The organism is Micromonospora sp. NBC_00821 (assembly GCF_036347035.1).
Classification (GTDB): Bacteria; Actinomycetota; Actinomycetes; order Mycobacteriales; family Micromonosporaceae; genus Micromonospora; species Micromonospora hortensis.
The window spans coordinates 1,726,469-1,749,867 of sequence record NZ_CP108880.1 but is presented as its reverse complement, the minus strand read 5'-3'; the positions used below and the strand labels follow the sequence as shown (position 1 = coordinate 1,749,867).

The 23,399-nt window shown below is 72.1% G+C and carries 19 protein-coding genes; 6 read left to right on the top strand and 13 right to left on the bottom strand.

Translation table 11 applies throughout. The features are described 5' to 3' along the window. Nucleotides 1–9: 9 nt before the first annotated feature. The 5 genes from OHB44_RS08155 to OHB44_RS08135 all read left to right on the top strand — a co-directional run bounded on the left by OHB44_RS08155 (nt 10) and on the right by OHB44_RS08135 (nt 5,462). Nucleotides 10–612 carry a PadR family transcriptional regulator gene (locus OHB44_RS08155; protein WP_238686835.1) on the top strand — a complete coding sequence of 201 codons (603 nt, stop codon included), beginning with the start codon at nt 10–12 and terminating at the stop codon, nt 610–612. Beyond that, nucleotides 609–1,343 carry an ABC transporter ATP-binding protein gene (locus tag OHB44_RS08150; protein WP_330440188.1) on the top strand — a complete coding sequence of 245 codons (735 nt, stop codon included), beginning with the start codon at nt 609–611 and terminating at the stop codon, nt 1,341–1,343. Before OHB44_RS08155 ends, OHB44_RS08150 begins: the two co-directional genes overlap by 4 nt. Continuing rightward, nucleotides 1,340–4,117, top strand: coding sequence for an FtsX-like permease family protein (locus OHB44_RS08145; RefSeq protein WP_330440187.1), 2,778 nt, complete (start codon nt 1,340–1,342; stop codon nt 4,115–4,117). Before OHB44_RS08150 ends, OHB44_RS08145 begins: the two co-directional genes overlap by 4 nt. A gap of 73 nt (nt 4,118–4,190) precedes the next feature. Further along, entirely contained in the window at nt 4,191–4,691 is a 501-nt protein-coding gene (locus tag OHB44_RS08140) for a nitroreductase/quinone reductase family protein (RefSeq protein ID WP_266303387.1), read from the top strand. Between the two features lie 33 nt (nt 4,692–4,724). Beyond that, nucleotides 4,725–5,462: a nucleotidyltransferase domain-containing protein gene (locus OHB44_RS08135; protein WP_330440186.1), complete on the top strand. Its 738-nt coding sequence runs from the start codon at nt 4,725–4,727 to the stop codon at nt 5,460–5,462. A 6-nt stretch (nt 5,463–5,468) separates the two neighbouring features. Here the strand turns inward: OHB44_RS08135 and OHB44_RS08130 are convergent, their stop codons facing one another. Together OHB44_RS08130 and map are read right to left on the bottom strand one after the other, a co-directional pair. Beyond that, entirely contained in the window at nt 5,469–6,182 is a 714-nt protein-coding gene (locus OHB44_RS08130; protein ID WP_330440185.1) for a VIT1/CCC1 transporter family protein, read from the bottom strand. A gap of 55 nt (nt 6,183–6,237) precedes the next feature. After that, complete coding sequence (map, locus tag OHB44_RS08125) at nt 6,238–7,095, bottom strand: type I methionyl aminopeptidase (protein WP_112586528.1); 858 nt, start codon at nt 7,093–7,095, stop codon at nt 6,238–6,240. Nucleotides 7,096–7,190: 95 nt separating this feature from the next. Here map and OHB44_RS08120 point away from each other — a divergent pair, with 95 nt between their 5' ends. Continuing rightward, entirely contained in the window at nt 7,191–7,505 is a 315-nt protein-coding gene (locus OHB44_RS08120) for an STAS domain-containing protein (protein WP_238686840.1), read from the top strand. 25 nt (nt 7,506–7,530) lie between these two features. On the opposite strand, the gene OHB44_RS08115 is transcribed toward OHB44_RS08120, so the two are convergent. The 11 genes from OHB44_RS08115 to pcaF form a co-directional block, all read right to left on the bottom strand. Beyond that, a complete protein-coding gene (locus OHB44_RS08115) occupies nt 7,531–11,190 on the bottom strand; it encodes a SpoIIE family protein phosphatase (RefSeq protein WP_330440181.1) in 3,660 nt (1,219 codons plus the stop codon). Nucleotides 11,191–11,383: 193 nt separating this feature from the next. After that, nucleotides 11,384–11,935, bottom strand: a complete 552-nt coding sequence (locus OHB44_RS08110) for a pyridoxamine 5'-phosphate oxidase family protein (RefSeq protein WP_238686842.1) — start codon at nt 11,933–11,935, stop codon at nt 11,384–11,386. Between the two features lie 47 nt (nt 11,936–11,982). Then, on the bottom strand, nt 11,983–12,681 hold the full coding sequence (locus tag OHB44_RS08105; protein ID WP_330440180.1) for a gamma-glutamyl-gamma-aminobutyrate hydrolase family protein: 699 nt from the start codon (nt 12,679–12,681) through the stop codon (nt 11,983–11,985). After that, nucleotides 12,678–13,445 (bottom strand): 3-oxoacyl-ACP reductase, encoded by a 768-nt coding sequence (locus OHB44_RS08100; protein ID WP_238686844.1) that lies wholly within the window; start codon nt 13,443–13,445, stop codon nt 12,678–12,680. Before OHB44_RS08100 ends, OHB44_RS08105 begins: the two co-directional genes overlap by 4 nt. A 5-nt stretch (nt 13,446–13,450) precedes the next feature. Further along, complete coding sequence (locus OHB44_RS08095; protein WP_330440179.1) at nt 13,451–14,806, bottom strand: aldehyde dehydrogenase family protein; 1,356 nt, start codon at nt 14,804–14,806, stop codon at nt 13,451–13,453. Nucleotides 14,807–14,830: 24 nt separating this feature from the next. Further along, on the bottom strand, nt 14,831–16,195 hold the full coding sequence (locus tag OHB44_RS08090) for a glutamine synthetase family protein (RefSeq protein WP_238686846.1): 1,365 nt from the start codon (nt 16,193–16,195) through the stop codon (nt 14,831–14,833). A 126-nt stretch (nt 16,196–16,321) separates the two neighbouring features. Beyond that, nucleotides 16,322–17,908, bottom strand: a complete 1,587-nt coding sequence (locus OHB44_RS08085) for an amino acid permease (protein ID WP_330440178.1) — start codon at nt 17,906–17,908, stop codon at nt 16,322–16,324. A 416-nt stretch (nt 17,909–18,324) separates the two neighbouring features. Then, a complete protein-coding gene (locus OHB44_RS08080; protein WP_112638544.1) occupies nt 18,325–18,825 on the bottom strand; it encodes a DUF456 domain-containing protein in 501 nt (166 codons plus the stop codon). A gap of 126 nt (nt 18,826–18,951) precedes the next feature. Then, nucleotides 18,952–21,168, bottom strand: a complete 2,217-nt coding sequence (locus tag OHB44_RS08075) for a putative bifunctional diguanylate cyclase/phosphodiesterase (protein ID WP_238686848.1) — start codon at nt 21,166–21,168, stop codon at nt 18,952–18,954. Between the two features lie 4 nt (nt 21,169–21,172). After that, nucleotides 21,173–21,985: an SAM-dependent methyltransferase gene (locus OHB44_RS08070; RefSeq protein WP_330440175.1), complete on the bottom strand. Its 813-nt coding sequence runs from the start codon at nt 21,983–21,985 to the stop codon at nt 21,173–21,175. A 110-nt stretch (nt 21,986–22,095) separates the two neighbouring features. After that, nucleotides 22,096–23,301 carry a 3-oxoadipyl-CoA thiolase gene (pcaF, locus tag OHB44_RS08065; RefSeq protein ID WP_238686850.1) on the bottom strand — a complete coding sequence of 402 codons (1,206 nt, stop codon included), beginning with the start codon at nt 23,299–23,301 and terminating at the stop codon, nt 22,096–22,098. Between the last annotated feature and the right edge of the window lie 98 nt (nt 23,302–23,399).

The window sequence follows — 23,399 nt, the reverse complement described above, 5'->3', positions numbered from 1 at the left end:
TCCGTTGCCATGTCCATCCGTCACGGGTTGCTCGCCCTGCTCGAACGCGGCCAGATGTACGGCTACCAGCTGCGCGCCGCGTTCGAGGAGTCGACCGGCTCGACCTGGCCACTGAACATCGGTCAGGTCTACACCACGTTGTCCCGGCTGGAACGGGACGGTTTGGTGCGCCCGCTGCCGGAGAGCGAGGCCGGGCAGCGCCCGTACGAGATCACCGACGCCGGCCGGGCGGACCTGGCGCTGTGGTTCGCCACCCCGATCAGCCGTACCGACCGCCCCCGCGACGAACTGGCGATCAAGCTGGCACTGGCGCTCACCACCCCCGGGGTCGACGTCCGGTCGGTGGTGCAGGCCCAACGCAGCGCGACGATGCGGGCCCTTCAGGAGTTGACCCGGTTGAAGTACGGCAGCAACCGGCCGGAGGACCTTCCCTGGCGACTCGTGCTGGACTCGATGGTGTTCCAGGCCGAGGCCGAGGTCCGCTGGCTGGACCACTGCGAGACCAGTCTGGTCCGGCACCAACCCAGCGGCCCGGCGCCTCCCCCGTCCCGACCCGATGACGCCGACGCGCGGGACGCGGCTCGCTGGGCCGGCGAGGAGGCAAGACGGTGAGCGGATCGGACGACGCGGTGCTGGAGCTACGCGCCGTCCACCGCACCCACGGCGCCGGGCCGGCGGCGGTGCACGCGCTGCGCGGCGTCAGCCTGGTCGTCCGGCCCGGCGAGCTGGTCGCCGTGATGGGGCCGTCCGGCTCCGGAAAATCGACCCTGCTGGCTCTCGCCGGTGGGTTGGACCGTCCGACCGGCGGCGAGGTCCGGGTCGAGGGGCAGCCGCTGGGGGCCCTGGACCGCCGCGGACTGGCCCAGCTGCGCCGCCGTCGGATCGGCTACATCTTCCAGCAGCTCAACCTGCTGGGCAGTCTGAGCGCACTGGAGAACGTGGCGCTCCCGTTGGAACTCGACGGGACCAGCGGACGTCGGGCCCGCGCACTGGCCATGGCCGCGCTCACCGAGGTGGGGCTACCCGCGTTGGGCGACCGTTTCCCGGACCAGCTCTCCGGAGGGCAGCAGCAGCGGGTGGCCATCGCCCGCGCGCTGGTGGGCGAACGCCGGCTGGTCCTCGCCGACGAACCCACCGGGGCATTGGACTCCCAGACCGGTGAGGCGGTGCTGCACCTGCTGCGCCGCCGGATCGACGCGGGAGCCGCCGGCGTGCTGGTCACCCACGAGGCACGGCACGCCGGCTGGGCCGACCGGGTGGTGTTCCTCCGCGACGGCGTCCTGGTCGACACGACTGCACCGCTGAGCAGTGTCGAGCAACTGCTGTCCGGCAGCGACCGGTGACCGTTCGCCGCCCGACGCGGGCCCCCGGTCGGGCCGATCCCGCGACGCCGCGGCCGGTCGCGCCACCCGCCCCGGTCGGCCGACGGCGGTTCGCCGAGCTGACCGGCTCCTGGCGGGCGGCGCTGCGGATCGCCCGGCGGGAGTCACGCCGGTCACGGCGTCGGACCGCCCTGGTGCTCGCGATGATCGCCATGCCGGTGGCGGCGCTGGCCTTCCTGGCGGCGAGCTACGACATGGCCGAGCTGACCCCACAGGAACGCGTCGACCGCCGGCTCGGCGTGGCCGACGCGCAGCTGCAGTGGATCGCCAACGGCCCGGTGGGGCAGGACGAGTGGGGCGAGGGTTGGTACACCCGCGACGGCGCTCCCCCCGGGAAGGTCACAGCGGACCGGCTGACGGCGCTGCTCGGGCCGGGCAGCAGGGTCACCGAGGTGCGTCAGAACGTCCCGCTGACCCTGCGCGGCCCGCACCGCGACGAGGTCGTGAACGGTCGGGTGCTGGACCTCACCGACCCGCTGGCCCGCGGGCTGGTGCGGTTCCGGGCCGGCCGGGCCCCGCAGCAACCCGGTGAGGTCGCTGTCAGTCCGAGGGCGTTGCGTCGCCTGGACCTTCGCCTCGGCCACGCCGTGGCCGCCGCCGACGGCAGCAGGGCGTACACGGTGGTGGGCGTGGTCGAGTTCCCGGACGACCTCGGACCGGTGGTCGCGCTGCACCCGGGGGCCGTGCCATCGACCGGCCCGGAGCCGGACGGAGTCTGGCTGGCGGACGTGCCGGGCACCGTCGACGAGGCGCTGGTGTCCCGGCTCAACGACAGTGGGGTGGTGGTCACGGCGCGGTACCAGATCGGCTCGGCGACCCGGGCGGACCGGACCTGGCTCGGGTCGGTCGTGGGGGACAACCCGAACGACCTGAGCACCGGCGTCCTGATCGCCGGCCTCGGGCTGCTGGAGGTCGTCCTGCTGGTCGGGCCGGCCTTCGCCGTCGGAGTCCGTCGCCGTCGACGGGATCTGGCGCTGGTGGCGGTGGCGGGCGGGGACGCCGCCCAGCTTCGCCGGGTCGTGCTGGCCGACGGTGTGGTGCTGGGTGTGCTGGGGGCCGCCGCCGGCCTGTTGGTCGGCGTCGGAGCGGCGTTCGCGGGTCGCCCGCTGATGGAGCAGTACGTCTTCAGCGCCCGTTTTGGCGGCTACCGCTGCTGGCCGAGCGCGCTGGTCCTGCTCGGTGGCGTCGCGGTGCTGGCCGGGGTGCTCGCCGCGCTGGCACCGGCCTGGACAGCCGCCCGGCAGGACGTCAGCGCCGGGCTCGCCGGACGACGTACCCCGGCGAAGTCTCCGGGCCGGTGGTTGGCTCTCGGACTGGCGCTGGTGGTCGGCGGGGCGGGGCTGGCGGCGTTCGGGGCCACCCGGACTTCCCCGGCGGTGGTTCTCACCGGGCTGATCCTCGGCGAGTTGGGCCTGGTCTGCTGCACGCCCACGCTGCTCGGGGTGCTCGCCCGCCTCGGCCGGGTGTTGCCGCTGGCACCACGGATCGCTCTGCGCGATGCCAGCCGCAACCGGGCCGCCGCGGCACCGGCCATCTGCGCCGTGATGGCCGCCGTGGCCAGCAGCGTCGCCCTCGGCGGATACCTGGCCAGCGAGGGCGCCCGCGAGGCGCGTGCCTACCGGCCGGCGCTGCCGACCGGCCATGTCATGGTCAACCCGGTCGGATCGGCCGGGCAGCCCACGCTGGCCCAGATCACCGACGCGGCCCGCAGTCAGTTCGGGGTCGGCGCTGTTGCCCCGGTGCAGACACCGAGCTGCGGGGCGGGGCGCACCGGCTACTGCGACATCGCACCGGTGCTCCCGCTGACCCGGGCTTGCCCCTGGCAGCCCGGCGTTCACCTTCCCGCGGAGCAGCGCCAGCAGGCCCGCGCCGATCCCCGCTGCCAGATCAGCGAGGCGGACTACTTCGGCGGCTACGTGGAACCCGGAGTCGACGACGGGACCGCACTCCCCCTGCTCACCGGCGTGGACCCGGCGACGACAGCCGCCGCCACGGCCGTGCTGCGCGCCGGAGGCGTGCTGGTGACCGACCCGCGCTACCTGCACGACGGCCTCGTCACCGTCCGGGTCAGCGAGGTGGAGGCCGGGCCGGACCGGCCGGTCACCGTCCACGACCTTCCGGGGTACGCGCTGCCCCGGGCGACCGGCCAGTCCCGTCTGCTGCTGTCCGCCGCCGCCGCGCGGCAACTCGACCTGAGCTGGTCTCAGACCGGTTGGGTGATCGGCACCACGACCCCGCCCGACGAGGAGCAACAGGCACGGTTCGCCGCCGTCCTGCGGCCGTTCGGGACGCTCGCGCTGAGCGTGGAGAACGGTGGTGCCCCACGCGACGTCTCACCGTTGCTCCTGCTGCTCGCCGCGGCGGCCGGGCTGATCACCGTGGGGGCGGCCGGGATCGCCACCGCGCTCGCCGCCGCTGAGGGACGCGCCGAGCTGACCACCCTCGCGGCCGTCGGCGCGGCCCCAGCGGTACGCCGGCTGCTGGCGATCTGCCAGGCCGGGGTCATCGCCGGTCTCGGGTCGGTGCTCGGCATCGTGGCCGGCCTCGGCACCGCCGCGATCGTGCTGGTCTCGGTCAACCGGCAGTACGCCAGTGACTGGCCGGTATCCGATCCGTACCCCTTTCTGGTGCCGTGGCCCGCGCTCGGGGTCCTGGTGCTGGTGCCGGTGGTGGCGATGCTCGGGGCGGGCCTGTTCACCAGGGCCCGACTGCCTATCGAACGGCGGCTGGACTGACCGATGCGCCGGGCCACCGAAAGGGACCGCGCGGGGGTGCCGCCGGGGCCGGGCAGCCGGCAGACTGACCGGCGTGTCAGTGCTCAGGAATGTCGTCCGTCGCGCCGGTCATCATCGCTGGTTCGGCGCCACCGCGCGCCTGCTGGTTCCGGCCGATCGGATGGTTGGTCGACTCACCCGGGGCCGGGTGGTCGCGCTCGGCCTGCTCCCCTCCCTGCTGATCACCACGACGGGCCGCCGCTCCGGCAAGCCCCGCAGTAATCCGCTGCTGTACGTGCCGGACGGCGACGCGTACGTGGTGATCGGCTCCAACTGGGGGCAGACCCACCACCCCGGCTGGGCGATGAATCTGCTCGCCGATCCCGCCGCCGAGGTGGACGTGAAGGGCCGGCGGGTCGCGGTGCGGGCCGAACGGGCCTCCGGCGCCGAACGGGACCGGTTGTGGCGGCTGCTGGTCACCGCGTGGCCGGCGTACCACACGTACGTGCAGCGTGCCGGCGGCCGGGAAATCCACATCTTCCGGCTGGCCCCGACCGGGCGCGGCGCGCCCGACGCTCCACCGTCGGCTGGCTAGGCTGACGCTCGGTAGCCAAGGCGAGGTGGTCCCGTGAGCGCGAGGAGTGAGCAGACCGGTGTCGACCGGGGCCTCGACGATCGACGGTGGACGGTCGCGGAGCGGGTCGCCGAGGCGGTTCGACGTCGGTTCCCGGCCGATGCGCTCGCGATCGCTGTGCATGGGCCTCTGGCGCACGGGGACGACGACGGCGGTGGGGACCGGGAGGCGGGAATGCTGGTGGTCACCTATCGACCCGGGACCGGCCCACCGCCGGCGACCCGCCGGGTGGACGGGGTGCTCGTCGATCTGACAGTGGCCGCCGCCGAGGACTACCTGGCCCAGGCCCGGGTGCTCTCCCCGCTCTGGCCGCTGACCGCCGACCGGTACGTCACCACGCAGGCGTTGCACGATCCGACGGGCTGGTTGCGGACGCTGCGCGACGAGCACCTCGGCCGGCTGGCTCGGGCCCGGCCGGCGGAGTTCAGCACCGCGGCCCGACAGGCCTGGTACAGGGGCAGCGCGGCGCACTCCCGGGCGGCCCGGCTGGCCGAGTGGTACGAGACCGATCAGGCTCTGCTGATGCTCGGTGAGGCCCGGCTGGCGGCGGCCACGGTGACCGGTCTGCTGAGTCGCACCTACTTCCGTGATCCGGGGGACGCGGTGCGGCGCACCGGGCTGGCCGGCGCGGACATGACCGAGGTGGGTGTGGTGCTGGCCCGGCAGGCCGAGGAGTTGGCCGCCCGTGGTCGCGCTGTCGACGGCACGATCGACGAGCTGCTCAGCACCTGAGGCGCGTCACAGCCCGCCCGGTACGCCGATCAGCGAGCCGATCAGGTAGGTGGCGCCGGCCGCAGCGGCGCCCAGCAGCAGCTGGCGTATCCCACTGGTCCACCAGGGACGGCGGGTGAACCTGGCCACCACGGCACCGGCGGCGAACAGCCCGAGCCCACCGACGGCGAGCGCCAGCCACAGTGCGGTGGCGCCGAGCAGGTACGGCAGCAGCGGGACCAGCGCGCCGACCGAGAAGAACAGGAACGACGAGATCGCCGCCGCCCACGGGCTGGGCTGGTCGTCGGGGTCGACGCCCAGCTCCTCGCGGACGTGCACCCGCAGCGCCTCCTCCGGGTCGCGCCGCACCGCCTCGGCGACCTGGGTGGCGAGGTCCCGGGGCAGGCCCCGGGCCACCCACGCGTCGGCCAGCTCCCGGGCCTCCGCCTCAGGGTGCCGTTCCAGTTCCCGTCGCTCCTTTGCCACCTCGGCGGCGACCTGCTCGTTGGCGGAACGCACGCTGGTGTACTCGCCGAGGCCCATGGAGATGGCACCGGCGACGAGGCCGGCGCTGCCGGTGAGCACGATGCTGCGGGGCGACACCCCGCCGCCGCCGACACCGGCGATCAGGGCGATGTTGGTGACCAGGCCGTCCATCGCGCCGAAGACGGCCGGGCGCAGCCAGCCGCCGGAGACGTCCGCGTGGTGCGCCTCGCGTAGCGCCGCCGGGGTGTCGGTCACGGCGCCTGCCCTTCGTCCGCGACTGCGGGACTCCGCTTCGCTGCGTTCCTCGCGCTCACGGCAGGGTCAGGATCTCGTGGCCGTCGTCGGTCACCACGATCGTGTGCTCGAACTGCGCCGTCCACTTCCGGTCCTTGGTGACCACTGTCCACCCGTCGTCCCACATGTCGTACTGGTAGGTGCCGAGGGTGATCATCGGCTCGATGGTGAACGTCATGCCGGGCTCCATGATGTCCGTGGGGCGCGGGCTGTCGTAGTGCGGCACGTAGAGGCCGCTGTGGAAGGCCTCGCCGATGCCGTGGCCGGTGAAGTCGCGGACCACGCCGTAGCCGAACCGCTTGGCGTACGACTCGATGACGCGGCCCACCACGTTGATCTGGCGTCCCGGGGCGACGGCGCGGATGCCGCGCATCATCGCCTCGTGGGTCCGCTCGACCAGGAGCCGGGCCTCTTCGCTGACCTCGCCGACGCAGAAGGTGGCGTCGGTGTCACCGTGCACCCCACCGATGTACGCGGTCACGTCGACGTTGATGATGTCGCCGTCGGTCAGGACCGTGGTGTCCGGGATGCCATGGCAGATGACCTCGTTGAGGCTGGTGCAGCAGGACTTCGGGAAGCCCTTGTAGCCCAGCGTCGACGGGTACGCGCCGTGGTCGCAGAGGAACTCGTGCACCACCTTGTCGATCTCGTCGGTGGTCACGCCGGGCTTGCAGTGCTCGCCGGCGAGCTGGGTCGCCTGGGCGGCGAGCCGGCTGGCGAGCCGCATCTTCTCGATGGTCTCCGGCGTCTGCACGTGCGAGCCACGCCACTCCCGCGGACGCGCCTTGCCCACGTACTCCGGTCGGGCGATCTGGGGTGGCACCGGTCGCATCGGGGAGAGCGTGCCTGGTGTCAGCGGCGGACGGACGGTCATGCCGCAAGCCTATCGCCGAGGCCGCCGGTGACCCGCGCCACGGCCACCCGGTGGAGGTTGTTGCCCTGCCAGGGTGGCTGTGCCATGGTGTCAGCGTGGATCAAGGGGGAGCACCGCCCGTCTTCTCCGCCAGCGCCGAGATCGACGGTGACCACCTCCACGTCGTGGTGGCCGGCGAGGTCGACATGGCGACAGCGGACACGATGCTCCAGACGGCGCTGCGCGAGCCCGCCGGGAAGATCACTCTCGACCTGAGCGCTGTCACCTTCTTCGACTCGGCCGCCATCCACGCCCTGGTCCGGCTCGCCCAGGAGTTTCCGGGGCGACTCACCGTCCGCCCGTCCCGGCAGGTCCGTCGGGTGCTGGAGATCTCCGGCCTCGGCGAGCAGGGCTGGCTCGACCCGGCCTAGGCGCCGGCCGCCGCCGGGCGCGCGGTCAGTCCTGCAACTGCCGGCGCAGCGTCACCTCGGTGCCCTCAGCGGTACGCCGCACCGACAGTTCGCCCAGCGCCCTGATCAGGTCCAGGCCGCGACCCCGGAAGCCGGAGCCGGTCGACTCCCGCCACTGCCCGCTGTCGCGCACTGTGGCCGTCACCGTCCGATCCTCGATGGCCACCTCCACACTGATCATGGCCTCGGCCGGGTGGACCGGGTGTTCGATGGCGTTGGCGGCGGCCTCGGAGACGGCGACCGTCAGGTCGAACAGGTCGGTCTCGCCGACGGAGTGCGCGACCAGGAAGTCCTCCAGCCGCTTCCGGAGCACGCTGAGCCGGGTCGGGTCCGCCGGTAGCCGCAGCGCGAAGCGGTTCAGTTCTGCCGCCTCCAGGGCGAGCACCGCCACGTCGTCGCGGCGCGGCCGTCCGGTGACCCGCTCCACGACGGCGTCGATCAGGTCCACCACGTGCTCACTCGGGGAGGCCGCGTCGACGCGCAGCTGGGCCAGTGAGGCATCGATGCCGATCTGACGGTCCTCGATCAGCCCGTCGGTGTAGAGCAGCAGTCGAGTGCCGGCCGGCAACTCGCCCACGACCGACTCGTACGTCGCGTTGGGGAGGGCGCCGACCGGTGGACCGAGCGCCCGGTCGTGCAGGAACGCCACGTCGCCTCCCGTGATCAACAGTGGGGACGGGTGACCGGCGCTCGCGTACCGCAGCCGACCGGTGCGGGGGTTGAACAGCAGACAGACCACTGTCGCGAAGGAGCGGCCCTCGGTGGAGCCGACCAGCCGGTTGAGCCGGGTCAGCGATTCACCCGGATCGAAGCCCTCCAGCACGTACGCCCGCAGCGCGTTGCGCAGCTGCCCCATCGCCGCGGCGGCCCGGACGCCCTTACCGACCACGTCGCCGATGACCAGCACCAGCTCATCGCCGTTCAACGCGATGGCGTCGTACCAGTCGCCGCCGACCTCGACGTCGGCGCTGCCGGGCAGGTAACGGCTGGCCACCACCGCGCCGGGCAGTTGGGGCAGCGACCGGGGCAGCAGGCTGTGCTGCAGCGTGGTGGCGATGCGGTGTTCGGCTTCGTAGAGCTGGGCGTTCTCCAATCGCACCCCGACGAGCCGGGCCAACTGGGTCAACGCGGCGTCGTCGGCCTGCGCCTCGTCGCCGGCCGTCCGCCAGACCTGCAGCTCACCGAGCTGCTTCCTGGTCGTGCCGGTCAGCTCGGCCACGAAGGACGGGTCGGCGGCGGTGGTGCCGCCGCCGTCCGCCTCGAAGCGCGTCTCGGCCGCGGTGACCACCACCCGAGCGGCCTCGGCGAGAGTCAACGCGTGCCGGGCGGCGACCTGGAGCACGTCGGCGGTGGATCGGGCGGTGTTCACCGCCACCGCCGCGTCAGCCAGCGCCCGGAGCCGGCGGATGATCTGCCCGCGCAGCTGGCCCAGCTCGACGTTGGCCCGGACCCGGGCGATCAACTCCTGCGCGGAGAACGGCTTGGTGAGGTAGTCGTCGGCGCCGACGGCGAGACCGGCAACGGCCTCCGCGGAGCCGGCGCGGGCGGAGAGCAGCACGATCGGCACATGCCGGGTACGCGAGTCCGCGCGCAGAGCGCTCACCAGCCCGAACCCGTCCAGCCGGGGCATCATCACGTCGGTGAGCACCAGGTCGAATCCGCCCTCGCGAGCCAGCGGCAGGGCATCGAGCCCGTCGTTCGCGGTGACCACGTCCCAGGTCGGGGAGAGCAGCCGACTGACGTGCTCCTGCAGGTCGGCGTTGTCGTCGACGACCAGGATCCGGCCAGCCGAGGTGCCCTTCGCCGGCTGCCGGTCCAGCTCGGGTGTCGACGCGACGCCGGCCCACAGCGCGGTCTCCGCAACGAAGAGCCGGGCCTGCTCGGGCTCACCCACGGGCAGCGGGTCGAACGCCGCCACCCGGTCCGCCGGCAGGTGCGCCGAGCCGAACGGGACGGTCACAGTGAAGGTGCTGCCCACGTCGACAGTGCTGGTCACCCCGACCGCACCGCCGTGCATCTCGACAAGTTCCCGGACCAGCGCGAGGCCGATGCCGGTGCCCTCGTGGGTGCGTGCCCGCACCCCGGGCACCCGGTGGAACCGTTCGAAGACGTGCGGCAGCTCGTCCGGCACGATGCCGACGCCGGTGTCCGTCACCTCCAGCCGGGCCGCGCCCTCGACGGCCCGGATCCGCACCCGGATCTCGCCGTCGAAGGTGAACTTGACCGCGTTCGACACCAGGTTGAGGACGATCTTCTCCCACATGTCCCGGTCGACGAAGACCGGCGTCGGCAGCGGTGGGCAGTCCACCACCAGTCGCAAGCCGGCCCGGTCGGTGGCCGAGCGGAAGGTGCTGGCCAGGCGGGCGGTGTAACCGGCGAGGTCGGTGGGCTGGTATCGGGCGGCGAGCCGACCGGACTCCAGTCGGGAGAAGTCCAGGACGGTGTTGACCAGCTTGAGCAGGCGCAGCGCGTTGCGGTGCATCATGGTGAGCCGGTCGGTTTCGGTGGCGGGCAGCTCCGGGTCGGCCAGCATGTCCTCCAGCGGGCCGAGCACCAGGGTCAGCGGGGTACGGAACTCGTGGCTGACGTTGGCGAAGAAGTTGGTCTTCGCCCGGTCCAGTGCGGCCAACTCGGCGGCGCGGGCCCGTTCCTGCTCGTACGCCCGCTGGGTGCCGACCGCCCGGGAGATCTGGGCGGCGACCAGGCCGAGGAAGTCGCGATAGTCGTCGCTGAGCGGCAGCTGACGGGCCACGCCGACGACCAGCGCGCCGACCGTCTGGTTGCTCGCCGTGAGCGGCAGCACGAGGGCGTGGTCGGCGGCGTCGACAGGCGACGCGTCGAGCAGAGCGGCCACCTCGATCGTGGCGGGCGCGTCATCGTCGGTCAGCCGGGCCACCAGCCGTGCTGTGACATCGGCGGCGGGCGGGGTGGTACCGGTGCAGCCGGCCAGGGTGAGCTGGTCGTTGTCGTCAGCCAGATAGATCAGGGCGAACGGCACGTCGGCCCGGTGCCGGCCGAGCACCTCGGCGGCGGTCCGACCCAGTTCCGTGGCGCTGCCGATGTCGCTCAGCTCGGCACCCAGCTCGGACAACGCTCGCAGCCGACGCTCGCCGAGCACCCGCCCGGTGGTCTCGCTGACGATGCAGTAGACGCCACTGACCGCGCCGTCGTCCCCCCGGATCGGGTCGTACGAGACGTTGAAGTACGTCTGCTCGACGAAGCCGTAACGGTCCAGCAGAAAGGGATGGTCCTCGCCCCGATAGGAGCGGCCGGTGCTCCGGACGCTGTCGAGCAGTGGGCCGAGCACCGCCCAGGTCTCGGCCCAGTTCGTGCGGGCCGGTTGGCCGATCACGTCCGGGTGTTTGCCGCCGATGGTCGGCCGGTAGGCGTCGTTGTAGAAGGCCAACTGCTCGTCGCCCCAGAACATGACGATCGGCGCGCTGGAAGCGAGCATCATGCCGACCGCGTTGGAGAGCGCCGGGGGCCATTGATGGGGCTCACCCAGCGGGCCGGAGGACCAGTCAAAGGAGGCCAGTCGCTCGCCCATCTCACCGCCGGCCGCGAACGCGGCCGCCAGCATCGGCGGGGTCTCGCGACCGGACAGGGCGGGATGCCCGATGTCCGCGCCCCCCTGGGCCGAGCTCATGCAGCCTCCCGCTCCGGCCGTACCCCTCGACCGTTGATCTTCACCCGCCGTGCTCCGACTTGTACCCCAGCGGACCAGCAACGTAACGCATCACGACAGATGGACGCTGGTTACGTACGCGTGAGCGGTCGGGCACCGGACAGTGCGGGTGGACGGAGGCGTCGAACGGCGGTGGCCGGAACGCTCTGACGAGTCAGAAGACCGGCAGCCCGTCGATGCTTGCCGCGTTCTTGGTGGCCCGGTAGGTGACCAGATCATCGGCGCTGCGGCGGGAGTGTGAGGTGAGTAACAGATCACGTTCGGCCCGGAAGTCCATCAGTGGCACCGCGTATCCGCAGGAGTCACTGACCCGCTCCACCTCGACAGTGATGACCGCCCGCACGGCGTGCACGTCCGGAGGCGCGGGAAACTCGGCGAGCCGATCGGCGAAGGCGTCCTCGGTGACCGCGACGCTGCTGCCCCGACCGTGCAACCGGACGATCTTCGGCGGGCCGTCGAAGGCGCAGAACATCAGCGTGATCCGGCCGTTGTCCCGCAGGTGGGCGATGGTCTCCGCCCCACTGCCGTGATAGTCGAGGTAGGCCACCCGGTGCGGGCCAAGGATCACGAAGGTGCCCCGCATGCCCTTCGGTGACACGTTGACGTGCCCCTCGACCCCGGACGGTGCGGTCGCCACGAAGAAGAGTGGCTGGGCCACTATGAAGTCACGCAGTCGAGCATCGACCTCCGGATAAACCTTGCCCATGCGCCGATCCTCCCACCGGTGCCGTCGACGGGCGGGGGCGATCCCCGTCACACCCGCCGGCCGGCGGCCTGCACCAACGCCGTGATCGGGGCGGGATCCGACTCGTTCTCCGGATGCCACTGCACCCCGAGCACGAACGGCAGGGCCGGATCCTCCACCGCCTCCACCACGCCGTCCCCCGCCCAACCGGTCACCGTGAGCCGGCCCGGATCGGCGACCGCCTGGTGGTGGTACGAGTTGACCTGGTCGACCCCGGCCAGCACCGTGGCGGCCAGGCTGCCCGGTGTGAACCGCACAGCGTGCGCCCCGTACACCCCGGGCGCGGGGCGGTGCGCCTCGTGACCCACCACGTCGGGCAGGTGCTGGTGCAACGTGCCGCCGTACGCGACAGCCAGCAACTGCATGCCCCGACACACGCCCAGCACCGGCACCTCGGCGGCGAGCGCGGCGGCCAACAGCGTCAACTCGCCGGCGTCCCGGTCCGGCCGGTCCTCGGTACGGGGGTCGGGCGGCTGGCCGTACCGCTCCGGGCCGACGTCCGCGCCACCTGCCAACAGCAACCCGTCGAGGACGGCCATCACGTCCGCGTCCACGTCGTCCGGAGGCAGGACCACCGCCCGGCCACCCGCTGCCGTCACCGCCCGCGAGTACGCCTCCGGGACCAGCACCGCCCGCACACCCCGCCAGACCGCCCAGTCGGCGGGTTCGACGTACGCGCTGACCCCGATCAGCGGCCTCCTCCTCATAGAGGAGTGACGTAGGCGCCGGTGATGCCGCCGTCGACCACGAACTGCGCGGCGGTCATGAACGAGGCGTCGTCGCTGGCCAGGAACGCCACCGCGGCGGCGATCTCCTCCGGTTGCCCGAAGCGACCCATCGGCACGTGCACCAGCCGACGGGCGGCCCGCTCCGGGTCGGCGGCGAAGAGCTCCAGCAGCAACGGGGTGGCCACCGGGCCGGGGCAGAGGGCGTTGACCCGGATGCCCTCACGGGCGAACTGCACACCCAACTCCCTTGTCATCGCCAGCACCCCGCCCTTGCTCGCGGTGTACGCGATCTGCGACGTGGCCGCACCCATCAACGCCACGAACGAGGCGGTGTTGATGATCGAGCCCTTGCCCTGCCGACGCATGTGCGGAATCGCGTACTTGCAGCACAGGTAGACGCTCGTGGTGTTGACCCGCAACACCCGCTCCCACGCGTCCAGGCCGGTGTCGAGGATGGAGTCGTCGTCCGGTGGTGAGATGCCGGCGTTGTTGAACGCGACGTCCACCCGGCCGTGCCGGTCGGCAACCCCGTCGAACAGGTCGCGTACCGCCGACTCGTCGGCCACGTCGGTGGCCACGAACTCGCCGCCGCACTCCTCGGCGGCCTTCGTGCCGGCCGCCGCGTCGATGTCCACGCAGACCACCCGGGCCCCCTCGGCGGCGAACCGCCGCACTGTGGCCAACCCGATGCCACTGCCCGCTCCGGTGACCACTGCCACCCGGTCCTGCAACCGACCCTGCACTGGCGTCACTCCTCCGTCGCGATGAACACGTTCTTGACGTCCGTGAAGGAGTGCAACGCGTCCGGGCCCAGCTCGCGGCCGAGCCCGGAGCGCTTCATCCCGCCGAACGGGGTCCAGTAGCGCACCGAGGAGTGCGAGTTGACGCTGAGGTTGCCCGAGTCGACGGCGCGGGCCAGGCGCAGGGCCCGACCCACGTCCCGGGTCCAGATCGAGCCGGAGAGGCCGTACTCGGTGTCGTTGGCGAGCCGGACCGCGTCCGCCTCGTCGTCGAACGGCAGCACCGAGACCACCGGGCCGAAGATCTCCTCCCGCCAGTGCCGGTCGGCCGGCGAGTCGGCCAGCAACACGGTGGGCGCGTGCCAGAACCCGGGGCCGTCGGGGCACGAGCCGGTGAAGGCGACGGTCGCCCCGGCGAGGTAGCCGGCGACCCGCTCCCGTTGGGCGGCGGAGATCAGCGGGCCCATCTCGGCGGTGTCGCGGGACGGGTCCTCGACCCGCACCGCGCGTACCGCCGGTTCGAGCAGTTCCAGGAACCGGTCGTACACCGAACGCTGGACCAGGATCCGCGACCGTGCGCAGCAGTCCTGGCCGGCGTTGTCGAAGACCGCGCCCGGCGCGGTCGCGGCGGCGCGCTCCAGGTCGGCGTCGGCGAACACGATGTTCGCGCTCTTGCCACCCAACTCCAGGGTGAGTCGCTTCACCTGCACGGCGCAGCCGGCCATGATCCGGGTGCCGACCTCGGTGGAGCCGGTGAAGCAGATCTTGCGGACCGCCGGGTGGGTGACGAACCGCTCCCCCACCACCGAGCCCTCGCCCGGGATGACGGTGAAGACGCCGTCCGGCAGGCCGGCCTCGCGGGCCAACTCGGCAAGGCGCAGGGCGGTGAGTGGGGTCAGTTCGGCGGGCTTGAGCACCACCGTGTTGCCGGCGGCGAGCGCCGGGACGAAGCCCCAGGCGGCGATCGGCATCGGGAAGTTCCAGGGCACGATCACGCCAACCACACCGAGTGGCTCGTGGAAGGTGACGTCCAGGCCGCCGGGCACCGGGATCTGCCGCCCGGTCAACCGCTCGGGCGCGCCGGCGTAGTAGTCCAGGACATCGCGGACGTTGCCCGCCTCCCACCGGGCGTTGCCGACGGTGTGCCCCGAGTTGCGCACCTCCAGCGCTGCCAACTCGTCCAGATGCGCGTCGACCACCGCGGCGAACCGCCGCAGCAACCGAGCCCGGTCCCCCGCCCCCACGAGACGCCAGGTCTCGAATGCGGCAGCCGCCCGCGAGACGGCCGCGTCAACCTCGTCCACCGAGGCCGCGGCAACCTCCCGAAACCCGACCCCGCGAGTCGGGTCCACCAGAACCGTCATGCCGCCGCCACCTTTCTCACGCGGTCAGAGGCGTTCGAAGCCACGGGTCAGCTCCCAGTCCGTCACCGCGGCGTCGAAAGCGGCCAGCTCGACCCTCGCCTGGTTGGCGTAGTGGGCCACCACCTCAGGGCCGAACGCCTCCCGGGCCACAGTGGAGTCTTCCCAGAGGGCCAGGGCGTCGCGCAGGGTGCCGGGGACCCGCTCGGCCTCCGGGTCGTCGTACGCGTTACCGGTGCACTCCGCGCCCAACTCCAGCTCGCCGTCGATGCCGTGCAGCGCCCCGGCGACCAGCCCAGCGATCGCCAGGTACGGGTTGACGTCAGCGCCGGGGACCCGGTTCTCCACGCGCATGCCCTGCCCGTGCCCGACCACCCGCAGCGCGCAGGTGCGGTTGTCGACACCCCAGCGCAGCGCCGTCGGGGCGAACGACCCCGGCTGGTAGCGCTTGTAGGAGTTGATGTTCGGGGCGAAGAGCAGGCTGAACTCCCGCATGGTGGCCAGCAGCCCGGCGAGCACGCGCTGCCCGGTCTGCGACAGGTGCGCCGGTCCGTCGCCGAGCATCGCCGACGAGCCGGAGGAGTCCCGAAGCGAGAAGTGGATGTGGCAGGAGTTGCCCTCCCGCTCGTTCGGCTTGGCCATGAAGGTGATCGCCATCCCCTCCTGGGCGGCGATCTCCTTGGCGCCGTTCTTGTAGATCACGTGATGGTCGGCGCAGGCCACCGCCTCGTCGTACCGGAACGCGATCTCGTGCTGCCCGAGGTTGCACTCGCCCTTGGCGCTCTCCGGGGTGAGCCCCGCGGCGGCCATCTCGACGCGGATGCGGCGCAGCAGCGGCTCCACCCGGGCGGTGCCGAGCAGCGAGTAGTCGACGTTGTACTGGTTGGCCGGGGTGAGGTCGCGGTAGCCACGCTGCCAGGCGTCCTCGTACGAGTCGCGGAACAGCACGAACTCCAACTCGGTGCCGGCGTACGCGGTCAGCCCGTGCTCGGCCAGCCGGTCCAGCTGCCGGCGCAGGATCTGCCGGGGCGAGGCGACCACGTCACCGGACCCGTCGAGCCAGGTCAGGTCGGCCAGCAGCAGGGCTGACCCGGGCTGCCAGGGCACCCGGCGCAACGTGGCGAAGTCCGGCACCATCGCGAAGTCGCCGTAGCCGCGTTCCCAACTCGACATCGCGTACCCGTCGACGGTGTTCATGTCGACGTCCACGGCGAGCAGGTAGTTGCAGCCCTCGCTGCCGTTTGTCACCACCTGGTCGAGGAAGAAGGGCGCGTGGAACCGCTTGCCCTGCAACCGGCCCTGCATGTCGACGAGGGCCAGCACCACGGTGTCGATCTCGCCCTCGGTCACGGCGACCCGCAGTTGTTCCAGCGTGAGCGGAGCTTTCCTCATTCGCGGGCCTCCATCACCAAGGTCTACTGGCAAACCGGATCACCGTCAATGCCCCCGGCGGCACGTGCGGCAAACCCGACCGTCGGCCGGCGGGACGGCAGCACCGCCCGTCCCGCCGGGTGCCGATCAGGTCGGGCCGTCGGCCGGCGTCGGGTCGGCCGCCGCAGCGGGTTCTTCGACGGTACGAACCGGGCCGGTGAACCACGTGCGGGCCGAGGCGTACCACCAGACGGCGACCACCAGGAGCACCCCGCCGACGGCGAGCGGCGCGTAGTTCACCGCCGACCAGGTGAACTCGTCGTTGCCGGGCACCCCGGCGGGCACGATGGGCAGCACGAAGTAGACGGCGATGATCGCGATCTCTATCACCGCGATCCAGCCGAGCAGCTTGTACTTGCGGCCCAGCGTCCACGGCCCGGGGACGAACCGGTCGCCCATCCGCAGCCGGAGCGCGATCGGGATGAGGAACGACAGGTAGAGCCCGAGCACCGCGACGGAGACGACAGCGTAGAACGCGATCGGGATACCGGCGGAGCTTTCGTACAGCGCCGGCAGGGTCAGCACCAGGCCAGCCAGTGTGGCGCCGATGATCGCGTTGACCGGGGTGCCGTTGCGGTCGACAGTCGACCACAGGCGCCATCCCGGTACGGCACGGTCCCGGCTGAACGCGTACGCCATCCGGCTCATCGAGGTCACGCAGCTCATGCCGCAGAAGAACTGGCCGATGGTCGAGATGATGATGACGATCTTGAAGAAGACCGGGGTCAGCGCCGACTCGAAGATGGCACCGGAGAAGCCGCCCGCGGCGTTGACCGCCTCGACGTCGGTGGCCGCGAAGAGGAACGCCAGCAGCAGGATCCAGCCACCGACCGCCGAGTAGAAGATCGACTGCCAGAGTCCGCGGGCGGCGGCCTGCGAGGCGCCCCGGGTCTCCTCGGAGACGTGCGCGCAGGCGTCGAAGCCGGTGATCGTGTACTGCGTCAGCAGGAAGCCCAGCGGCAGCACGTAGAACCAGAACGTCAGCCCGCCGACGTCCCCGTCGCCGAAGCCGGAGTTGTTGAACCGCTCGGTGAACACGAACTGGAAGCTCTGGTGGTTGTCGGGCACGAAGACCAGGATGGCCACCACGACGGCCGCGCCGGCCACGTGCCACCAGACCGAGACGTTCTGGAGTACATCGATGATCCGGTGCCCGAAGATGTTGATCAGCCCGTGCAGCACCAGGATGATCACGAAGAGGACGAACGCCTGACGCAGCGTCCCGGCCCAGCCGTCGAAGAGCGCCGACAGGGTGAGGTTGAGGAACGTCGCACAGCCGTAGTCCACCGAGGCGGTGACCGCCACCAGGCCGATCAGGTTCAGCCAGCCGGTGAACCAGCCGTGCACCGGGCGGCCCATGGTGGCCGCCCACCAGTAGATCCCACCCGCTGTCGGGTACGCCGACACCAACTCCGCCATGCAGAAGCCGATGATCAGGATGAACAGCGAGATCAGCGGCCAGCCCCAGGAGATGGCGACCGGCCCGCCGTTGTTCCACGCCTGACCGAACGTGGTGAAACAGCCGGCCAGGATCGAGATGATCGAGAAGGAGATGGCGAAGTTGGAGAAGCCGCTCCACTTACGGCGCAACTCCTGTTTGTAGCCGAGTTCGGCGAGCCGCCGGGCGTCGTCGTCCATCGGTTGCTCGGCGGTCGGCACGGGCGTCGTGGCCACTGCACACCTCCCTGAGGTGGTTCCACGTGCGAGTGGGCAAAGTGTCGACCCGGCCGATCAAGGCGGTCAATACGTAGTCGGTGGGAACCTCACCGCCGTCGGGCTAATTGCGTTGCCGACCGGCTGCCCCGGCCGGCATCCTGGACCAGTGACCAGGCCCGACAAGGGCCCACCCCGGGCGCTCGGACCGCCCGACCCGGTGGCGCGGGGCACACCTCTCTCTCACGTACGGCCACTCCGCCGTACCCGAAAAGTGCCCCGCGCCCCACAAACCCACCCCACCCCACCCCACCCCGCCCCGCCCCGCCCCGCCGATCTTGCACTTTCGGTTGTCGAGATCGGCGTTGATGCCCTTTATGTCGGGACAGCAAGTGCAAGATCGCGGAGCAAGGACGGGCCGGGACGGGCCGGGCCGGTCAGGTCAGGAGGAGCCCTGCTACCCAGAGGGCGGCGACGAGCAGACCGGCCAGGAACTCCACAAGCATCGACAGGCCGGCGGCCTTCAGGGCCTGCACCGTGGACGGCCAGGCGAGCTGGTTACTGCCCAGCCGCAGCCGTTCGGCCGCCCACACCCCGGCGACGAAGCCGAGCACCAGGCCGACGACCGGCACCACGAAGAACCCGATGATGCCCAGCACCCCACCGGCGAGCAGCGTGGACGTCGGTACACCGGTGCGCTTCAGGTTCCGGCCCGGCCACGCGTACTTGATCACGGCGCCGCCCCCGGCGACCAGCGTGGCGGCGGCGAACACCGCCCAACCACCCAGACCGGCGCCGCCGAAGACCGCCCACAGCAGCACGCCACCCCAGCACAGCGGCAGCGCCGGCAGACCGGGCACCACCACACCGGCCAACCCGGCCAGGATGGCCAGCCCGGCCACCACTGTCACCGCCGTCTGCGAGTCCGTCAGATCCACGCCGCCATCCTCCGTCGCCACCCTCCGGACCGGACCGGCCCCCCGCTCACGCCGGCACTCCGCTTCGCCGCGTGCCGTAGCCTCGCGCCACGCCGCCGTGCCTGGTGATTCGCTCGCTGCGCTCGCTCACGCCAGCACTCCGCCGCGCAGCCGGGCGGTGATCACGTCGGCCGGGGCGGGCGCACCGAAGTATCGGCCCTGCCCGGTGTCGCAGCGCAGCGCCCGCAGCCGTTCCGCCTGCACGCCGGTCTCCACCGCCTCGGCCGTTACCCACAACTCCAGCGCGTGCGCCAACCGGACCAACGCGTCGACGATCCGTTCGTCGCGGTGGTCGGCCGCCACGTCGGTCCCGTCCGCGCGGATGCCCTCGACGAACGGACCGGCGAGCTTCAGGCAGTGGATCGGCAACCGGCGCAGGTACGCCAGGTTGGAGTACCCGGTGCCGAAATCGTCCACGGCCAGCCGGACGCCGAGCGCGGCGAGCCGGTGCAGGCTACGCAGGGGTTCACCGGCACTGCCCATCACGGCGCTCTCGGTCAGCTCCAGTTGGAGCAGCTCCGCCGGCAGCCCGCTGGTCTGCAACGCGTCGGCGACGGTGTCCACGATGGCCGGTTCGTCGGCCTGCCGGGCGGCCAGGTTGACGCTGACCACCAGCCTGGCGTCCGGGAACTCCCGCCACCACCGCTCGGCGTCCTCGCAGGCCTGCCGCAGCACCCACTCGCCGAGCCGGACGATCAGACCGGTCTCCTCGGCCAGGCCGATGAACCGGTCGGGCCCGATCAACCCCAGCTCCGGATGCTCCCAACGGACCAGCGCCTCCACCGCGAGCATGGTGCCCTCCAGCAGCGACACGATCGGTTGGTAGTGCAGCACGAACTCGCCCCGCTCCAGTGCTGCGGGCAGCCCGGCGACCAGCGCCGAGCGGGCGATGTCCCGGGCGCCGCGTTCCGGGTCGTAGACCGCCCACCGGCCCCGGCCCGCCGCCTTGGCCCAGTAGAGCGTGGTGTCCGCGGCCTTCATCAGCTCCGACGCGGTGGTCTCCGAGGCCGGACACTGCACGATGCCCACACTGGCCGAGACGGCCAACTGGTGCTCACCGACGTGGACCGGAGCCGCGACGGCGGCCAGCGCGGCCTGCGCGACAGCGACCGGGTCGTCGGTGTCGTCCCCTCCGTCGACGAGGATCACGAACTCGTCGCCCCCCATCCGGGCGACCAGGTGGCCGTGGTCGGCCACGCACGCGGCCAGCCGCCGGCCGATCATCACGAGCAGCCGGTCACCGAGGTCGTGGCCGAGACTGTCGTTTATCGCCTTGAAGCCGTCCAGGTCGAGGAAGCACACCCCGACGCGTTGCCCGGCGTCAGCGGTGTCGAGCACCCGTCCCAACGTCTCGAAGAACAGCGTCCGGTTGGGTAGCCCGGTCAGCGGGTCGTGCAGCGCCTGGAAGCGCAGCCGCTGCTGGAGTTCGTACCGCTCGGTGATGTCCTCGATCATCGCGACGGTGAATCGCGGCCGGCCATCGTGTCGGATCAGCGAGACGGCGAGATCCGTCCAGACCACTGTGCCGTCCTTGCGGTGGTAGCGCTTCTCCACCCGGGCGGCGTCGTGCTTTCCCTCGATCAGCTCCTGGTAGAGCTCCCACATCCCGGCGGCGTCGTCGGCGTGGAACAGCGCCGACACGTTGATCTCGCGCAACTCCTCGATCGAGTAGCCGAGCATGTCGGCGAACGCCTGGTTGACGTCGATGATCCGACCGTCCACGCCGGCGATCCCGATCCCGATCGCGGCGCCGGTGAACACCGCCCGGAACCGTGCCTCGCTCTCGCGCAGCGCCTGCTCGACCTCGTCGCGCGCCTGCCAGGCCGACCGGGCGATCCGCTCCTGCTGGCTGAAGGTGCGGTCGCGCAGCGCCCGGGCGAACCCGGCGGCCAGCCCGCCCTGCACCGCCGCGATCCGGTCGGCGAGGTCGGCCGGCCGGTCACCGTCGCACAGCACCCGACGCCCGAAGGTCGCGCCGAGCGCGTGCAGCGTCCACTCCAGGGCCTGCGGCTCGGTGAGGTGCGCCTCCACCAGAGCCCGCCCGACCTCCTCGGCCGGGTGGGCGCTGAACGGCTCCGCCCGTACCGCCTGGGCCAGCCGGATCGTCTGCGCCAGCAGCAGCCGCTCGGTCTCGGCCACGCTGAGCGGCACGAAACCGAGCCGACGCACCGCGCGGGCCCAGTCGGCGGCGTACCCCTGGGCGTCCGCCCGACCGTTGACGACCCCGGTGGGGTCCCGGCCGGCGACGACCGCGGCGGGGCCCCGACCGGAATCGACCCCGGCGGGGTCCGGGACGGCGGCCACGGGATCAGCCGGCGGGCTGGTCGTACCGGGCGACGCCCCCGAAGGCGCCGAACCGCTCCGGGTGCTCGTCCACGTCGGACGGTGAGTCCGGGCGCCAGAGCGGCATGTGCACCACGCCCGGTTCCACTACGGTCCAGTCACCGAAGAAACCGGTGACCTGAGCGCGGGAGCGCAGGGTGATCTCGGTGGCGGTGCGGGCGGAGAGGCGCTGGGCGTCCAGCATCTCCTGTGGCTGGTCCTCGAAGGTGGAGTGGGAGACGACCAGGAAGCTGCCCGGCGCGGCAGCGGCCCGCAGCGTGGCCAGGATCGCCTCGGGCCGGTCGGCGTCCGGGATGAAGTGCACCACCCCGGCCAGCAGGATCCCCATCGGACGACCGAAGTCGATCAGCCCGAGCTGTCGGGTCTCGGCGAGGATCCGCTCCGGCTCACGCAGGTCGGCGTGGATGACACCGGTCAGCTCGTTGCCAGCCAGCAACTCCCGGCTGTGCGCGACAGCCACCGGGTCGATGTCGACGTACACCACGCGGGCCTTGGGGTTCACCGCCTGCGCCACCTCGTGCACGTTGCCCACCGTGGGAATTCCGGAGCCGATGTCGAGGAACTGGTCGATGCCGGCGTCGAGCAGCACCCGGACGGCCCGGCGCAGGAACTCCCGACCGGAGCGCATGGTGGCGGCGAGATTCGGGGTCATGCTGGCGATCTGCTCCGCCAACTGCCTGTCGATCTCGAAGTTGTGTGCCCCACCCAGAAAGTAGTCGTACACCCGGGCCGCGCTCGGCCTGGTCAGATCGATCTCGGTAGGCAGTCCGTCCGGCATCAGCGTGCTCCCCAGTTCATCGCCGCAGCGCGGGACGGCACCGGCGTCGGGGCGCGCAGCGGGCACGCGTGGGCACCGGTCGACCCGCGGGTCGTGTGGTGTGGACCACTCTAGGCGGCTGACTCCAGCAACAGCGAGATGCCTTGACCAACGCCGATGCACATGGTGGCCAGAGCCCGACGGCCGCCGCGACGGCGTAGCTCCAGGGCCGCGGTCAACGCCAGCCGCGCGCCGCTGGCACCGAGCGGGTGCCCCAGCGCGATGGCCCCACCGTTCGGGTTGACGTGGTCGGCGTCCACTGGCAGCCCCAGCTCACGCAACACCGCCACGGACTGCGCGGCGAACGCCTCGTTCAACTCCACCACGTCCACAGCGCCCATCTCGACGCCGACGCGGTCGAGCAGCTTGCGGGTGGCCGGCACCGGGCCGATCCCCATGATCCGGGGTGGCACACCGGCCGCCGCCGCGCCGACGATCCGGGCCAGCGGGGTCAGGCCGTACCGGGCGACCGCCGCCTCGCTGGCCACCAGCAACGCGACAGCGCCGTCGTTGACACCCGAGGAGTTGCCGGCGGTCACAGTGCCGCCGTCGCGGAACGGGGTGGGCAGCGCCGCCAACTTCGCGAGCGTGGTCTCCCGGGGGTGCTCGTCGACCTCGACCAGCCGGGTCTCCCGACGACCGGCCGGCACCGACACCGCCACGATCTCCTCGGCGAACCGGCCGTCGGCCTGCGCCTTGGCCGCACGCTGCTGCGACCGGTACGCGAAGGCGTCCTGTTCGGCGCGGCTCACGCCGTACTCGGCGGCCACGTTCTCCGCCGTCTCCGGCATCGAGTCGACCCCCCACCCGTCACGCATCAACGGGTTCACCAGCCGCCAGCCCAGTGTGGTGTCGTACACCTCGGCCGAGCGGGAGTACGCCGACGTGGCCTTCGGCATGACGAACGGCGCCCGGCTCATGCTCTCCACCCCGCCGGCGATCACCAGTTCCGCGTCCCCGGCGACGATGGACCGGGCGGCGGTGGCGAGCGCGTCCAGGCCGGAACCGCAGAGCCGGTTGACGGTGCTGCCCGGCACCTCCTCGGGCAGGCCGGCCAGCAGCGCCGCCATCCGGGCCACGTTGCGGTTGTCCTCGCCGGCCTGGTTGGCGCAGCCGAGCACGACGTCGTCGACTCGTGCCCAGTCCACCGAGGGGTGGCGGGCGACCAGTTCCCGGATCACGTGCGCGGCCAGGTCGTCGGGGCGGACGCCGGCCAGCGCGCCCGCGTACCGGCCGATCGGGGTGCGGACACCGGCCACCAGGTATGCCACGGTCATCGCGAGTCCTTAGGGGGTGCAGACGGCGGGGGTGGGGCACGCCCACCGGGTCACGAGGGCTGCCGGCCGCCAGGATATCCGCGCGGGCAGCGGATAGG

Bases quoted from the DNA above. Each gene is read 5' to 3' on its own strand.
- OHB44_RS08155 (WP_238686835.1), top strand. From the start codon at position 10: ATGTCCATCCGTCACGGGTTGCTCGCCCTGCTCGAACGCGGCCAGATG.
- map (WP_112586528.1), bottom strand. From the start codon at position 7,095: ATGACCGTCCGTCCGCCGCTGACACCAGGCACGCTCTCCCCGATGCGA.
- OHB44_RS08115 (WP_330440181.1), bottom strand. From the start codon at position 11,190: ATGAGCTCGGCCCAGGGGGGCGCGGACATCGGGCATCCCGCCCTGTCC.
- OHB44_RS08110 (WP_238686842.1), bottom strand. From the start codon at position 11,935: ATGGGCAAGGTTTATCCGGAGGTCGATGCTCGACTGCGTGACTTCATA.
- OHB44_RS08105 (WP_330440180.1), bottom strand. From the start codon at position 12,681: ATGAGGAGGAGGCCGCTGATCGGGGTCAGCGCGTACGTCGAACCCGCC.
- OHB44_RS08095 (WP_330440179.1), bottom strand. From the start codon at position 14,806: ATGACGGTTCTGGTGGACCCGACTCGCGGGGTCGGGTTTCGGGAGGTT.
- OHB44_RS08090 (WP_238686846.1), bottom strand. From the start codon at position 16,195: ATGAGGAAAGCTCCGCTCACGCTGGAACAACTGCGGGTCGCCGTGACC.
- OHB44_RS08070 (WP_330440175.1), bottom strand. From the start codon at position 21,985: ATGCCGGACGGACTGCCTACCGAGATCGATCTGACCAGGCCGAGCGCG.
- pcaF (WP_238686850.1), bottom strand. From the start codon at position 23,301: ATGACCGTGGCATACCTGGTGGCCGGTGTCCGCACCCCGATCGGCCGG.